The sequence below is a fragment of the Lysinibacillus capsici genome, assembly GCF_003367505.1.
Taxonomy (GTDB): domain Bacteria; phylum Bacillota; class Bacilli; order Bacillales_A; family Planococcaceae; genus Lysinibacillus; species Lysinibacillus capsici.
In genome coordinates this window covers 1-14772 of sequence record NZ_PXXX01000014.1, presented here as the reverse complement: position 1 = coordinate 14772, position 14772 = coordinate 1, and the positions used below count along the sequence as shown (strand labels likewise).

The window sequence follows — 14772 nt, the reverse complement described above, 5'->3', positions numbered from 1 at the left end:
CATTAGAATTTCATGAGAATGATTTAATGATCGTCATCCCATGTTACAGACAGTACTTTTCCTGAAACAGCATGAATTTGAAATGTAGCTTCGTCCTCCTGCGTTTCAATCTCAACTAAATAGTAACCACCCTCTGGGGTTTCTTCAAAATCAACTGAATCCACTTCACCCTTTAATTGCTTAAGAGCTATTTGAATGGCCTGTTGCTCAGTAATAATAGGCTCTTCGATAGGTTGTTCTTGTGGCTCAACCTTTTTCTCAGCCAGTAGTTCGCCAGTATAACCATCAAACGTTAAATCCTTTTGAATTTCCTCATTTTCAACACGTACAGTGTAAATGGAGTCTGTAAGCATAACGCTTTCTATATCTCCATATTCCTTTTTAACCATTTGTCTGATCTGCTTTTCTGTTAAAAGTAATTTACTATGTCCTTCTTTCAGGATTAGATCAGTCACCTGTTGTGTCGTAACATCGAGTATAGCTGCATACTTGACATCGTCACGCGTAAAAAGCATTTCAAAGGTATTTCCTTGTTTTTCAACCTGTGTAACATGACCATTGTAGATAGTCTCAATATGATGAATAGCCTGCGCTTCACTAAGAGGTTGAACGTAAAAATAACGATGTTGAACAAACCAAATTACTCCACTACAAAGAAGGATAATAACAACAATTACTAACATCCACTTTTTCATTGCTGTCCCTCCTTTGGTATACATAAAGTAAAGCTTGAGCCTTCCCCTAGCTTACTTTTCACATCTATCGTTATACCTAATTGTTGTGCCAGTTCATGTGCGATTGCTAGCCCTAGCCCTGAACCACCTGTTTTACGATTACGATCCTCTGTTACACGATAGAAACGCTCAAACAAATGAGGAATATGCTCGACTGGAATACCAATACCAAAATCTTGGATGGTAATACGTACATGGTTGGTTGTTTCAGTGGCTTGAATACGTACTTCATCCTCACTATATTTCCTAGCATTATCCAGCAAAATAAAAAGTAGTTGCTTCAATATTTTTTCATCACTATAAATAAATTTTGGTATCTGCGCATCAATTCTAAATGTTCGATGATAAGCCTGTTCCATTTGTGAAGCTACTTTATTTAAGAAAGGGGCAAGCTCTAGTTGTTCGAAATGAACGTCCAATTGCTCTTTGTTTTTAGCTAGCTCTAGCAATTGCAACACCATTTCATGCATACGAGATGATTCATTGGCAATGGCCTGTAAGGATTCCTGAGCAACCTCACGATTATCAAAACCCCTTCTTAGGAGTAGTTTTGCATAACTTTCAATGACAGTTATAGGAGTTTTTAACTCGTGAGAGGCATTTGATACAAATTCTTGTTGCTTTTGATAATGTTGTTCAAGCTTCTCCATCATTATATTAAAAGTGCGGTTAATGTTTATTAACTCGTCCCCACCTTTTTCTGTAGTATCTATTTTTTCATATTTCCCAGTAGATGCACTTTTGCGCATGGTCTCATTTAAACGTTCTAGCGGTAATAAAATAAGTCGCCCAAGTACCAAGCTCGCTAGGAAAATTGGAATCGTTGCAACAACAGATACAACAACTAAGATGACCTTTAACAAATCTAATGTCCGTTCTACTTCTTCCATAGATTGCTGTAATGTTATGTCCACTACCGTTCCGTCGATCCAAATAGCAGGCATAGTGTAGGTAATGGCAGGGACTTCTTGCATTTCAAGGGTAGCTTGAACCTTTGTTTTCAAGCGTTCACCATCATAAATATAAACAGCACCATCCGTTGGCATATAAGCTCTTAATACTTGCTGTAGGTTGGTTTGTGCATTTAACTGACTCAGTGTAGAGCTTAAATCATTTGCCCGTGACTGGAGCTGATTATATTCCGTATCATAGGCAAATTTCTCATACAACAAATAAATTCCACTATTTGTTGCCACTATAATAACTAGCATAAGCAATGTTGTTAGTAGATGAATTTTTGTTTTAAGTCTCATAACTATGTTCCTTTAGCACATATCCAACACCTCGAATTGTTTGGATAAGAGGTGCTGGATTAGCAGCCTCAAGCTTTTGCCGTACATAACGTATATAAACATCCACAACATTTGTATCCCCATAATAATCATAGCCCCACACAGCCTCTAATATTTGCTCCCTTGTCAGTACTTGTTTAGGATGCTTTAGTAAATAGAACAACAAATCATACTCACGGGGTGTCAGCTGAATTTCCTTATCAAAATACACAACTTCCCTTGTTTGCTCGTTTATCGATAAATGGCCAAATGTAAGTGCAACTTGCTTTGGATTTACCTTCTGCGAAAACCGTAGTGCATTGCGAATTCGTGCCAGTAGCTCCTCAATTTCAAAAGGCTTTGTCACGTAATCATTGGCTCCTAAATCCAAGCCCTTTACCTTATCCTCTACTTCACTTTTAGCAGTTAGCATGATAACAGGTGTTTGGGATTCTGTTGCACGAATACGCTTTAGCACATCAATACCGCTCATCTCAGGTAGCATGATATCAAGTAAAATTAAATCCCATTGCTGCTCACGGTATTGTAGTAAGCCTTCTGCTCCTGTATGTGCCATTGCTGCCTCATATCCTTCAAATTGAAGCTCCAGTTGTAGCACTCTCGCAATATTCTCTTCATCTTCTATAATTAAAATTCGATGTGTCATGTCGAATCCGTCCTTCGCCTTTTCTTTTCATCGTATACGATACAAGTGGTGAAAGTCTAATTAGAAAATGATGAGAATGGCACATACTTATAGAAGGATAAAGCAAACTACTTCACTTTTTTTATTCCTAGCGTTAGAATACTAATATCCTATTTTCCTATAGGAAACTTTATTTCACTGATGATACTTTTTGAAACGAGGGAACAATATGGTTTACAAACGAGTCACAAAATCGTCTGCAGAGGCGGTTTTAGATGGAGATATAAAAGGTTGGCGAAGATTCTTGCCATTTTTAGGACCTGCTTTCATTGCAGCAGTTGCCTATATTGATCCTGGCAATTTTGCTACAAATATTACAGCAGGCTCTCAATACGGCTACCTGCTACTTTGGGTTATAGCCTTTTCTAATTTAATGGCCGTGTTAATTCAGTCCCTGTCTGCCAAGCTTGGGATTGCGACAGGAAAAAATTTACCTGAAGTAGCACGCGAGCATTTTTCTAAAAAAACATCTATCTTTTTATGGATACAGGCGGAATTGGTCATCATTGCCACAGACCTCGCGGAATTTATCGGGGCAGCATTAGGGCTTTATTTACTTTTTAATATCCCAATGCTTCCCGCCGCATTGATTACAGCAGTAGGTTCATTCGCTATTTTAGAGTTGCAAAGAAGAGGATTTAGAGCCTTTGAAGCAGGAATTTCTGGAATGGTTTTAATTGTTGTATTGGCATTTGCCTTCCAAACATTTTTAGCGCAGCCAGCATGGGGCGATGTGGCGATTGGCATGTTCACACCACACTTTGAAGGTGTAGATTCACTATTATTAGCAACAGGTATTTTAGGTGCAACCGTTATGCCTCATGCTATTTACTTACATTCTTCTTTAACTCAAAGTCGTATTATTGGTCGAAATGAGGCAGAAAAAAAACGTATTTTCCGTTTTGAATTTATCGATATTATCATCGCTATGATTATTGCTGGTGCCATCAATATGAGCATGCTCATCATTGCCGCAGCAGTATTCCATACCCAAGGTGTTGTAGTTGAAGATTTAGATGTTGCCTATAATGGCTTAAAAGATGTTCTGGGCCCAATGGCTGCCATTTCCTTTGGTCTTGGTTTACTTATTGCAGGGCTTGCTAGCTCCTCTGTAGGGACTTTAGCTGGTGACGTAGTGATGCAAGGCTTCATTCAAAGAAAAATACCTCTTTATTTACGTAGAGCGATTACCATGGTGCCACCACTTGCAATCATTGCCTCTGGTGTGAATGCTACCTATGCTCTCGTTCTTAGTCAAGTTGTTTTATCATTTGGTATTGCCTTTGCACTTGTCCCTCTTGTTATGTTTACAAGTAAACGAGACATTATGGGAAGCCTAGTTAATCACCGTATTACAACTGTTTTAGGTTGGTTTGTCGTAGTCGTTGTTGTTACGTTAAATATTTACTTACTGTGGGAAACAATTTTTGGATAACAAAAAGCCAGGTACTCTATAGCAATGAGCACCTGGTATCTTTTTGATTAAACATCCACCTTTTCGATATTTCTAATGGCTAAATAAGCAATACCAAGACCCACGATTGCTAAAGTAATTGGAATAATAATAATATCGTTTAAAGTAAAGTTACCTGAATTTGACGAAGTTACAGACACAATTATAATAGATGAAATGATAGTTGTCGGTATAGAGTATTTTCTCATCCCGAAATACAATGGGATTAAAGCTATACCTGAGGCAGCAATCGCATTCATCAATACAGAAGGTATTTGCTGGATAATTAAAGAACTAGATAGTACATCAGGAATTAATTCATATCGTTCGCTTATGATACAAAAAATGGTTGTAATAAGAGCATTGGAGATAATGATCATACTGAAAGTAAATAGCATGACAATAGCAAGCTTTGCGACCATTAATTTCTTTCTACTTATAGGATACATAAAAGCTAATGTAATGGTTTTAAATTTATATTCTCCGATGATTAACTTAGCTATTAACGTAGAAGCAAAAATCATAAAAACTGCTCTTACAAATGAATCAATGACGCTTAAAGCAACCTCATAATTTTCAAGCCCTGGGTCTCCCTCAACTTTAGAAATAAATAAAATCATAAACAAAAAACCAAGAATAACAAAATTTGCAATAATGGCTCCTTTAACATATGAACCTAAATGAAATTTTTTCATTTCTAAACGCATTAAATTAAGCATGAACAACGCCTCCATTGATTAGCTTTAAGAAATAATCCTCTAATGAACTTGTTTTTTTACTAATCTCTTCAATCTCAACGTCATGTTCAATTAATGCTCTCGATAGGCTTTGTTGGGATACTGTTGAGTCGTATATACGTATAGAGTTATCATCCATCAGCTTAAAATTCGTAATTTTTAATTCGCTTTCAATAATAAACGCTGCCTTTTTCCCATCACTTACGATCACTTCAGTATAATTGACCTGATCACGATTAATAGTATCCATTGCTACCTCAGTGATGAGCCTTCCATTCTTAATAACACCTATTGTATCGACCAATTGTTCTATTTCAGCTAGAATATGACTAGAGATAATAATGGTTATGCCGTACTCCTTACAAAGCATCTTGAAAAGCTCTCTTAACTCCTTTATCCCTACTGGGTCCAATCCATTAATTGGTTCGTCTAATATAAGTAACTCTGGCTTTGTAATAATGGCCCTTGCGATGCCTAATCTTTGCTTCATCCCCAGAGAAAAATCTTTAACCTGCTTATTCTCTGTATTCGATAACTTTACTAAATTAAGAACATGTGCAATTTCTTTCTTATCATAATAACCCATGTATTCACAATGTAATTCCAGGGTCTCTCTAGCCGTTAATTTTTCATAAAAAATAGGATATTCAATAATTGTCCCCATTCTTATTAGTATTTCATAGGATTTGTCCGTCAATTTCGCCCCCAAAATTTCTACATCCCCACTTGTAGGTTTCGTAAGATTAGTTAGCATCTTCATAACAGTCGTTTTACCCGCACCATTAGGACCTAAAAATCCATAAATCTCACCTTTCTTAACGTTCATATTGACAGCAGAAACAACTTCCTTTCCATCGTACACTTTCGTAAGCTGATTTGTTTTTACAATGTATGTCATGTAATTCTCTCCCTCAATTGTGACTAGTTTCATTATAAAAAATGAAACTCTCTATTTTATTACTGCATTCTTACAAATTTCTTAAGTAAAAAAGCCTGCAAAGCATTAAAGCTCTACAAGCATAATGGATTCAATACATCATTCGCTTTAACGAAATCGTAAAAATAGTTTTTTCATAGGGAATACTCGATAAACGGATCGAGCCATTCATTATTTCTACAAGCCGCTTTGTAATCGTTAGCCCCAGACCGCTACCTTGGAAAGATTTATTTCGAGAATCCTCAAGTGTATACATCCTTTCAAAAACGCGATCGATATGGTATTCATCAATGCCCTTGCCACAATCCCACACATCAATATCGATATTGGCTTCATCGTTTCTTATAGTAATTCCAATTACATTGCCATCTGCTCCATATGCAATAGCATTAGACAGTAGATTGTATAGCACTCTATTTAATGCTTCTTCATTACCAAGTGCATATATGGAGCTTTCAGGGATATCAATTTTAATATCTAATCCCAATGAAGTAACCAAATCGTAAAAAGACAAAACATTTTTTCGGCATATTTCACTGACATTGATTTTAGTGATTGGATAATCTGTGTCCCCAGCCTCTAATTTTGCCAAGTCAAAAAATGTATGAATAATTTTTAATACCTCTAATGTTTTAGCATGTACACCCGTAAGTAAACGTTGCTGTTCCTCGTCACTATTCGCGTTTTGAAGTTGAAGCATTTCAATATAGCCAAGTACTACGGTTAAAGGCGTTTTAAGATCATGCGAAATATTGGCCAACATCTTTTTCATAGAATTTTCCATTTTATGATGTGTAGCCTGGACTTTTTTATGTTGATCTAGCAAAGTATTCAGTGTAATAAGTAACTGTTGAATTTCTGAATTTGTAGTTGTTATTAGAATCTTTTCATACGTCTGCTTATTCACAATTACATGTAGTTTTCGATGAATATATTGGATAGCGCGTTCTTGTTCCTTCTTGACTTTCCATTGAAAAATGAGAATGCCGATTAGCAATACAATTATTAATAATAGGAATATCATATATTTTTACCCTTCAAACTTATAGCCGATTCCCCATAGGGTTTTAATATAGTGAGGATGTGACGGATCATCTTCTATTTTTTCACGTAGTCTTCTGATATGTACATTTATAATATTTTCGTCTCCGTAATAGGCATCTTTCCATATCATCTGATAAATTTGCTCTTTGGTAAAAACTCTGTGACGATTTGTCACAAACAATTTTAAAATGGAAAATTCCTTTGATGTCAGCTTTATCTCTTGTCCGCTCTTTGTTATTGAGAAATTAACAATATCTATCTTTAAATTATCAATTTCGAGGACCTCTTGCTTTTGTTCAGCTTGACTAGAGTATTTCGTAGCTCTTCTGATAACAGCCTTTACACGTGCTGAAAATTCTAGCATAGAAAAGGGTTTAGCAATATAATCATCTGCCCCTAACCCTAAGCCCAATGCTTTATCAACATCACTGTCTTTTGCAGACATAATAATGATAGGAAGTGCTGCCTGCTCTCTAATAATCTTTAATACTTCCAATCCATTTAATTTAGGTATCATAATATCTAAGATGACCAAATCAAAGATATTTTGCAAACAATTTTGTAATGCCTCTTCGCCATTAGTCGCTGTTGTGACCTGGAAACCTTCCATCGTTAAGTAATTATCAACCATTTCACGAATGGCTTCATCGTCTTCTACAAGTAAAATATGCTTTTGCACTATGATGCACCTCTCCTATCAAACCCAATTTCCATATGTATATTACATTACCATATTTATGATGTTTGATTAGAGAGATTTTGTTTATGAGTGTTGAAAAAAGAGCTGCTCCATAAACCATCGCTCTTTGGTTTACAGAACAGCTCTATTATTTAATCTTCAACTTTTAAATCACAATCTTCAAGTGGAAGCATTTTTGTTTTGTGCTTTAATTTATAGCCAAACCATAATGCTAAAAATAATGGAATCCCAATATACGAAACAAGGATACCGTACCAATCAATCTTATCGCCTGTAAAGGCTGTGTAATTTTGTCCAATGACTACGATCATACAAACTGTAAAAGCAAATAATGGTCCAAACGGATATAATTTGGCTTTATAAGGTAATAACTTTGGATCTAAGCCTTGTGCATCAAACGCTCGGCGGAAACGATAATGACTAAACGCTATACCTAGCCATGCAATAAAGCCAGACATTCCAGAAGCATTTAATAGCCAGATATAAACCACTCCATCGCCAAAGAAGGATGCCAAAAATGCTAAACAGCCTACAGCTAATGTTGCCATAAGTGCATAAATCGGAATACCTCTACGACTTAGCTTTGCAAAAAATTTAGGTGCATGTCCATCCACTGCTAATTGCCATAACATACGAGAAGATGCATATAGTCCTGAATTTCCTGCTGACAGCATAGCCGTTAAAATAATGGCATTCATTAATGAAGCAGCAAAGGCAATACCTAGGCGGTCAAACACTAGTGTAAACGGTGATACTGCGATATCTTCTGATAATAAACGTTCGTCTGTAAATGGAATTAACATCCCAATTGCACCAATCGCTAAAATATAAAACAAAAGAATACGCCAAAATACAGATTTAACAGCCTTCGGAATATTTTTACCAGGATCATCTGTTTCACCAGCTGTAATTCCTAGTAATTCTGTTCCTTGGAATGAAAATCCTGCAGCTAGGAAAATACCAAATGTAGCAAGGAAGCCACCATGGAATGGCCCATCACTAACAAAGAAATTAGTGAAACCTACAGGAGCCTGCCCACCTAAAATACCAAAAATCATTAGTAAGCTAATGATAATAAAAACAATAACCGTTGCTACTTTAATCATGGCAAACCAATATTCACTTTCACCATAACTTTTTACGGATAGTAAATTAAACGTCAATACCACAGCAATAAATAATACTGTCCAAAGTGCTGATGAGCTATCTGGGAACCAATATTTCATAATTAATGACACAGCAGCAATTTCGGCAGCAATGGTGATTGCCCAGTTATACCAGTAGTTCCAGCCTAATGCAAAGCCCAAGGCAGGATCTACAAATTTGGTTGCATACGTACTAAATGAACCTGAGGATGGCATATAGGCAGCCATTTCCCCTAAGCTTGTCATTAAAAAGTACACCATAATACCAATTAAAGCATAGGCAAGCAATGCTCCTCCAGGACCTGCCTGAGCAATTGCTCCTCCACTGGCTAAAAATAGTCCCGTACCAATTGTACCGCCTAAAGAAATCATTGTAATATGACGGCTTTTTAATTCTTTTTTCAGCTTCGGTGCTTTATGTCCGAGCTGATTTACTTTTATTTCACTCACGATATAGCTTCCTTCCTATTTATGAGGCAAAAAAATGCCATCACATATACACTGTGATGGCTACATTAATCCTCAGTTTTTCCTACATGATAGCTCAACACGTTGTGCAAACGTGACAGTTCTGTTCCTTTCGGAGACAGCCCCAGCATGAGGTTTTCAAGTCCCCTCACACTTCGGCAATATTTCCTTTCAACTAATTTCATCAATGCTTGTCATTTCAATTAGCATACTTATAAATATCGCGACCTCTACCTCAATACAAACATGAGGCATATAATTATTAAATTTATGATGTTTATTATACTAACATAAGACCATAGACATTTCAATACAACCACAAATGTTCTGTATTTTATGAATCTTCTACTATTTTTAATAGTGTGATAAAGTGTTATAGTAGTTCAATTAGAATGGTTATTATTAGGGGGGATTTTATTTTGACTACAAATGATCATTCCACTAGTTTTCCAAGTAAAAAAATTAGCTGGAAAGGAACAACCTTACTTTTAGTCTTTGGAGTTATCTTTATAGCCTCTACATTACGAATGCCACTAACTGTTGTTGGCCCAATTATATCCTTTATCCGTGAAGATCTTGGAATATCTAATGTTTTGGCAGGCTTTCTAACAACGATACCATTGCTGGCTTTTGCTGTTATATCTCCATTTGCACCAGTTGTAGCACGCAAACTAGGGCTTGAGCTAACATTATTTTTATCCACTTTTCTCTTGGCTTTAGGAATTGTCCTACGTTCACTTGGTACTACAGAATTACTTCTATTGGGTACTGTGCTAATTGGCGTAGCCATTTCTTTTGGAAATGTACTAATTCCAGGATTATTGAAGTTGAAATTTCCCTATCATGTGGGTTTATTAATGGCCTTTTTCACCATGTCCATGAATTTTACTGCTGGCCTTGGTGCTGGTATTAGCTATCCGATAGCTAATTCATCGTTAGGCTGGCAAGGTGCACTTTCCATTGCACTCATACTCGTTCTAATTACAATCTTAATTTGGATACCTCAACTAAAATCAAATAAACCAGAACCAGTTACTACATCTAAGAAGACCAGTACACCTTTATGGAAATCACCTGTTACTTGGGCTGTCACAGGGGCAATGGGTTTACAGTCTTTATTATTCTACACAACAGCAGCTTGGATACCTGAGATCTATATTGCTCAAGGTTTAGCACCTGATAAAGCTGGCTGGATGTTTTCAATCATGCAATTCTCACAAGTACCAATGGCCTTAGCAGTGCCTATTATTGCTGGTAAAATGACTTCTCAACGCCCACTTGTATTGATGTTTACATCCTTCTATTTAGTAGGCTTTGTTGGGGTTGTCATGGAATGGACAAGTCTTGGGGTACTGTGGATGGTTCTTCTAGGGTTAGCAGGTGGTTCTTCATTTGCCCTAGCAATGATGTTCTTCACTCTCCGTACTCGTACTGCATTTGAAGCAGCAGATTTATCAGGCTTTGCACAATCTTTGGGTTATTTATTTGCCGCAATTGGTCCTATTCTTTTTGGCTACTTGCATGATTTATTTGGCGGCTGGAATATTGCGGGATGGCTCTTTGTCGTTGTAGCAATGTTACTCTTCTTTTGCTCAATGAGAGCCTCTAAGGATGAATATGTGCATTAAAATTAAATAAAGCAGGTGGATTAGATTCCTCCATCTGCTCTATTTCTATATAGTGTTTACACATTACTTAATTGTCGGGTTGCTGGAGTAATGTTAGCAATTCAGCAAGGCATTCTGATGCTTCATTATTACGAGCTGTTATAGTAGAAAAAATAGGAACAGCCTCTTGTAAAAGCATATAACTATAATAGTAATAGCCTACAAAAGCTTGCTCCTCATAGCCCTTTGGCGTTTCTTTCTCCCACTCCTGCTCATCATTATCCTCATTTTCTATCCACAAATAGTTGACGTCTAATAGCTCCTGCATATTTTTAACAGTATTGACTGGCTCGAGATAATCCTTGGTAATAGCATGTGCCACAGCTAAATATAACTGTACCTCTTGTAAGGAGACAACCTCTAATTTTTTACTAGTAAGCTTTTTTAGCAGGACAAGCAAAACCCATGGTGTCACCTGCCACAGTGTACCTTGATGTTCAATTAATTCAGCTAGTTGTGTGTATTGCTCCTGTTCTATCAGCTTAGGAATGGCTGTACCTCTACCATAAGGTGTCGTCAATTGTCTCCATGGGATATTGGGAATTTGCTGATTTAACATAGTAAGCGCCCTCTCTCATCAAAAGTATTGAAAGTAAACAATTCCTTTACACTAATAGCATGGTTTTTGGTAAAAATAATTTGGTGTATGATAAATATTTACATAGGGTTTATGGAATATATGAGTTGTGGCAGGGGAAAGTGGTGGGATTAACCATGTCCAGTTGCCTGTAACTTCTCTTCCTGTTGATTTTTCTGCCTCCTCAAACAATTTAAACTGCTGAGCTGCTGTATGATGATCAACAATGCTCACACCATCTTCTTTAAATGAGTGAAGAACAGCAATATTAAGTTCTACTAAAGCACGATCACGCCAAAGAGACGCATGTTTGGTTGTATCAAGATTAAAAATCTCTGCAATTGCAGGTAACATATTATAACGATCATGATCTGCTAAATTTCGTGCACCAATCTCTGTTCCCATATACCAGCCGTTAAATGGAGCTGCTTGAAAATCAATTCCAGCCATTTGAAAACGCATACTCGAAATAATAGGTACGGCATACCACTTCATTCCTAATTTTTCCATATCGTTTGACTCTGGATGACGGATTGAGACCTCTACTATATTTTCTTCAGGAATTACAAACATTTGAGGAGCACGATTATCCACCTGTATAACGAGTGGTAGTACATCAAAATCAGTTCCTTTACCTCTCCATCCTAACGACTCACACACTTTTGTAAATTTAACGGACTGTGAATCTCCAATAATGCCTGCATCTGTTTCATAGCCTGCATAACGAATTAGTTGATGATTCCAAATCCGTACTCTATCTGAAGCAAACACTGTTATAGTTGGACGGATTTTCCCATGATTTGTCGCATAATCAATATGTTCTAGTAATTTTTGAAAAATAGCCTTTTCATCTAAAACATCACGTGCATCTACCACATGCAGTGACTGCCAAAATAGACGTCCAATACACTTATTGCTATTTCGCCATGCCACACGTGCGCCAAAAACTAGCTCCTCTGTTGTTGGGTGATATTCACCTGCATCCTTAACTGCCTGTAATCTATTCTTTAACCAAAGTTCTGATTCATTTTGTTCTGTCTGATATAGACTTAAAAATTGCTGTATCTCCTGTATATTCATATCGATTCCTCCACTTATCCTCATATTAGAGGAACAAAACAACAAGCACCATGAAAATAGTAATTGAAAAAACATACATATTTTATATATGAAATAGTTTGTTCATATTTACTCTATAGACTCTCTTTCGTAAGAGAATGTAAGGGAGAAAGATATTAATTATTATAAAAAGGCTACAGTAGTCATGTAGCCTTTTTCAGGGGGTTGTAGAACAAAGAAATCAATAGAATTTTTGTAAATGGTGAAAAAGCTATACGTTCTGGGCTACTTACTTGCTGCTGGTGCTTCGCTTTCGCATAGAGCAGAACCAGTTTCACAAATTCTCTGGCCAGGATTTCGCCTGTATCGCTATACTAGAGAAGTCAAGCAGCCTTCACAAAAGTATTGACCATGGAAGTGTACGTGGTAAGTGAAACGGCTTATAGGAGCCCATAGTAAGATGCTAGGGGAATTAAATTCAGTCCCTCACCTTGCAAATAGGTCTTTTTCTGCTATTGCATTATCTTTTATCGTTTAAAGAACAGGAGAATAGAAAAAAGCATGTAACACACATCTGTGCTACATGCTTGATGACCCGTACGGGATTCGAACCCGTGTTACCGCCGTGAAAGGGCGGTGTCTTAACCACTTGACCAACGGGCCGTGGCTCCGAAGGCAGGACTCGAACCTGCGACAACCTGATTAACAGTCAGGTGCTACTACCAACTGAGCTACTTCGGAATAATATGGGCCTAAATGGACTCGAACCATCGACCTCACGCTTATCAGGCGTGCGCTCTAACCAGCTGAGCTATAGGCCCATTTTGGAGCGGGTGATGAGAATCGAACTCACGACATCAGCTTGGAAGGCTGAGGTTTTACCATTAAACTACACCCGCAATAATGGTGGGTCAGGACGGAATCGAACCGCCGACACTTAGAGCTTCAATCTAATGCTCTACCAACTGAGCTACTGACCCGAAAAATGGAGGAGGTAGAGGGATTCGAACCCCCGCGCGGTGTTACCCGCCTGTCGGTTTTCAAGACCGATCCCTTCAGCCAGACTTGGGTATACCTCCAAAAATATTACAATGGTGGAGCCTAGCGGGATCGAACCGCTGACCTCCTGCGTGCAAGGCAGGCGCTCTCCCAGCTGAGCTAAGGCCCCATTTATCATGAAAGATGGTCGGAATGACAGGATTCGAACCTACGACCCCTTGGTCCCAAACCAAGTGCTCTACCAAGCTGAGCTACATTCCGTAAACATGATTTTATTGGCGCGCCCGACAGGAGTCGAACCCATAACCTTCTGATCCGTAGTCAGACGCTCTATCCAATTGAGCTACGGGCGCATGTTAATTAAAAAATGATGAGCCATGAAGGACTCGAACCTTCGACCCTCTGATTAAAAGTCAGATGCTCTACCAACTGAGCTAATGGCTCGTGAAATTAAAAATGGCTGGGGTACTAGGATTCGAACCTAGGCATGACGGAATCAAAATCCGTTGCCTTACCGCTTGGCTATACCCCAATTTTAAAATGGGGCGACTGATGGGAATCGAACCCACGAATGTCGGAACCACAATCCGATGCGTTAACCACTTCGCCACAATCGCCACTATATAGATTATATTAGCTGTATTATGAACGAGTACCTCAATACCTGGCAGGGGCAGTAGGAATCGAACCCACACCAAAGGTTTTGGAGACCTCTATTCTACCGTTGAACTATGCCCCTAAAATGGTGGAGGGGGACGGATTCGAACCGCCGAACCCTAAGGAGCGGATTTACAGTCCGCCGCGTTTAGCCACTTCGCTACCCCTCCAAGGGAATGGTGCCGGCGATAGGAGTCGAACCCACGACCTACTGATTACAAGTCAGTTGCTCTACCAACTGAGCTACACCGGCAATAATAATGGCGGTCCCGACCGGGATCGAACCGGCGATCTCCTGCGTGACAGGCAGGCATGTTAACCGCTACACCACGGGACCAAAATGGTGGAGGATGACGGGCTCGAACCGCCGACCCCCTGCTTGTAAGGCAGGTGCTCTCCCAGCTGAGCTAATCCTCCACAAAAAATAAGCGAAGCGACGTCCTACTCTCACAGGGGGAAGCCCCCAACTACCATCGGCGCTAAAGAGCTTAACTTCCGTGTTCGGTATGGGAACGGGTGTGACCTCTTTGCCATCATCACTAGACTTATTCAGCTGAAAGACTTATTCTTTCAAAACTAGATAAACGATACATTGAAAGTTTCAAACTTTTTTGGTTA

The 14772-nt window shown here is 38.3% G+C and carries 12 protein-coding genes, 17 tRNA genes, 1 rRNA gene and 1 riboswitch; of the genes, 2 read left to right on the top strand and 28 right to left on the bottom strand.

The window, feature by feature from the left end; genetic code table 11:
* Positions 1-23: 23 nt before the first annotated feature.
* Genes C7B89_RS12950 through C7B89_RS12940 form a run of 3 tightly spaced genes read right to left on the bottom strand, consistent with a single transcriptional unit; the run spans position 24 to position 2672 of the window.
* Positions 24-695 (bottom strand): PepSY domain-containing protein, encoded by a 672-nt coding sequence (locus tag C7B89_RS12950; protein WP_115673853.1) that lies wholly within the window; start codon positions 693-695, stop codon positions 24-26.
* On the bottom strand, positions 692-1987 hold the full coding sequence (locus tag C7B89_RS12945; RefSeq protein ID WP_103117317.1) for a HAMP domain-containing sensor histidine kinase: 1296 nt from the start codon (positions 1985-1987) through the stop codon (positions 692-694). Before C7B89_RS12945 ends, C7B89_RS12950 begins: the two co-directional genes overlap by 4 nt.
* Complete coding sequence (locus C7B89_RS12940) at positions 1977-2672, bottom strand: response regulator transcription factor (protein ID WP_048391922.1); 696 nt, start codon at positions 2670-2672, stop codon at positions 1977-1979. Before C7B89_RS12940 ends, C7B89_RS12945 begins: the two co-directional genes overlap by 11 nt.
* 208 nt (positions 2673-2880) lie before the next feature.
* Here C7B89_RS12940 and C7B89_RS12935 point away from each other — a divergent pair, with 208 nt between their 5' ends.
* Positions 2881-4146 carry an Nramp family divalent metal transporter gene (locus tag C7B89_RS12935; protein ID WP_115673852.1) on the top strand — a complete coding sequence of 422 codons (1266 nt, stop codon included), beginning with the start codon at positions 2881-2883 and terminating at the stop codon, positions 4144-4146.
* A gap of 47 nt (positions 4147-4193) precedes the next feature.
* Here the strand turns inward: C7B89_RS12935 and C7B89_RS12930 are convergent, their stop codons facing one another.
* The 5 genes from C7B89_RS12930 to C7B89_RS12910 all read right to left on the bottom strand — a co-directional run bounded on the left by C7B89_RS12930 (position 4194) and on the right by C7B89_RS12910 (position 9177).
* Positions 4194-4883 (bottom strand): ABC transporter permease, encoded by a 690-nt coding sequence (locus C7B89_RS12930; protein WP_115673851.1) that lies wholly within the window; start codon positions 4881-4883, stop codon positions 4194-4196.
* The gene (locus tag C7B89_RS12925) at positions 4876-5799 is read right to left on the bottom strand and encodes an ABC transporter ATP-binding protein (RefSeq protein ID WP_115673850.1); all 924 of its coding nucleotides are present in this window, start codon (positions 5797-5799) and stop codon (positions 4876-4878) included. Before C7B89_RS12925 ends, C7B89_RS12930 begins: the two co-directional genes overlap by 8 nt.
* 130 nt (positions 5800-5929) lie before the next feature.
* Positions 5930-6862, bottom strand: a complete 933-nt coding sequence (locus C7B89_RS12920; protein ID WP_115673849.1) for a sensor histidine kinase — start codon at positions 6860-6862, stop codon at positions 5930-5932.
* Between the two features lie 6 nt (positions 6863-6868).
* Entirely contained in the window at positions 6869-7561 is a 693-nt protein-coding gene (locus C7B89_RS12915) for a response regulator transcription factor (protein WP_115673848.1), read from the bottom strand.
* A 152-nt stretch (positions 7562-7713) separates the two neighbouring features.
* Positions 7714-9177, bottom strand: a complete 1464-nt coding sequence (locus tag C7B89_RS12910; RefSeq protein WP_054548681.1) for an amino acid permease — start codon at positions 9175-9177, stop codon at positions 7714-7716.
* 82 nt (positions 9178-9259) lie between these two features.
* A riboswitch (Lysine riboswitch) is annotated at positions 9260-9436 on the bottom strand.
* A gap of 178 nt (positions 9437-9614) precedes the next feature.
* Between C7B89_RS12910 and C7B89_RS12905 the strand changes: the two genes are divergently transcribed.
* Complete coding sequence (locus tag C7B89_RS12905; protein ID WP_048391934.1) at positions 9615-10823, top strand: CynX/NimT family MFS transporter; 1209 nt, start codon at positions 9615-9617, stop codon at positions 10821-10823.
* 67 nt (positions 10824-10890) lie between these two features.
* Here C7B89_RS12905 and C7B89_RS12900 read toward each other — a convergent pair whose 3' ends face one another.
* The 20 genes from C7B89_RS12900 to rrf form a co-directional block, all read right to left on the bottom strand.
* Positions 10891-11421: a hypothetical protein gene (locus tag C7B89_RS12900; RefSeq protein WP_054548680.1), complete on the bottom strand. Its 531-nt coding sequence runs from the start codon at positions 11419-11421 to the stop codon at positions 10891-10893.
* A 51-nt stretch (positions 11422-11472) separates the two neighbouring features.
* A complete protein-coding gene (locus C7B89_RS12895) occupies positions 11473-12519 on the bottom strand; it encodes a nitric oxide synthase oxygenase (protein ID WP_054548679.1) in 1047 nt (348 codons plus the stop codon).
* A 570-nt stretch (positions 12520-13089) separates the two neighbouring features.
* Positions 13090-13161, bottom strand: a tRNA-Glu gene (locus tag C7B89_RS12890).
* Between the two features lies 1 nt (position 13162).
* Positions 13163-13239, bottom strand: a tRNA-Asn gene (locus tag C7B89_RS12885).
* A 6-nt stretch (positions 13240-13245) separates the two neighbouring features.
* Positions 13246-13319, bottom strand: a tRNA-Ile gene (locus C7B89_RS12880).
* Positions 13320-13323: 4 nt separating this feature from the next.
* Positions 13324-13397 (bottom strand) — tRNA-Gly (locus C7B89_RS12875).
* A gap of 5 nt (positions 13398-13402) precedes the next feature.
* Positions 13403-13478 (bottom strand) — tRNA-Phe (locus tag C7B89_RS12870).
* A 6-nt stretch (positions 13479-13484) separates the two neighbouring features.
* Positions 13485-13577 (bottom strand) — tRNA-Ser (locus tag C7B89_RS12865).
* 13 nt (positions 13578-13590) lie between these two features.
* Positions 13591-13666, bottom strand: a tRNA-Ala gene (locus tag C7B89_RS12860).
* A gap of 15 nt (positions 13667-13681) precedes the next feature.
* Positions 13682-13758 (bottom strand) — tRNA-Pro (locus C7B89_RS12855).
* Between the two features lie 15 nt (positions 13759-13773).
* Positions 13774-13850 (bottom strand) — tRNA-Arg (locus C7B89_RS12850).
* A gap of 18 nt (positions 13851-13868) precedes the next feature.
* A tRNA-Lys gene (locus tag C7B89_RS12845) sits at positions 13869-13941 on the bottom strand.
* Between the two features lie 13 nt (positions 13942-13954).
* Positions 13955-14029, bottom strand: a tRNA-Gln gene (locus C7B89_RS12840).
* A 9-nt stretch (positions 14030-14038) separates the two neighbouring features.
* Positions 14039-14114: transfer RNA gene (locus tag C7B89_RS12835), tRNA-His, on the bottom strand.
* Positions 14115-14162: 48 nt separating this feature from the next.
* A tRNA-Trp gene (locus tag C7B89_RS12830) sits at positions 14163-14236 on the bottom strand.
* Between the two features lie 4 nt (positions 14237-14240).
* A tRNA-Tyr gene (locus tag C7B89_RS12825) sits at positions 14241-14324 on the bottom strand.
* Positions 14325-14331: 7 nt separating this feature from the next.
* Positions 14332-14407: transfer RNA gene (locus C7B89_RS12820), tRNA-Thr, on the bottom strand.
* 8 nt (positions 14408-14415) lie between these two features.
* Positions 14416-14491, bottom strand: a tRNA-Asp gene (locus C7B89_RS12815).
* Between the two features lie 4 nt (positions 14492-14495).
* Positions 14496-14571, bottom strand: a tRNA-Val gene (locus tag C7B89_RS12810).
* 11 nt (positions 14572-14582) lie between these two features.
* Positions 14583-14698 (bottom strand): 5S ribosomal RNA (gene rrf, locus C7B89_RS12805).
* Between the last annotated feature and the right edge of the window lie 74 nt (positions 14699-14772).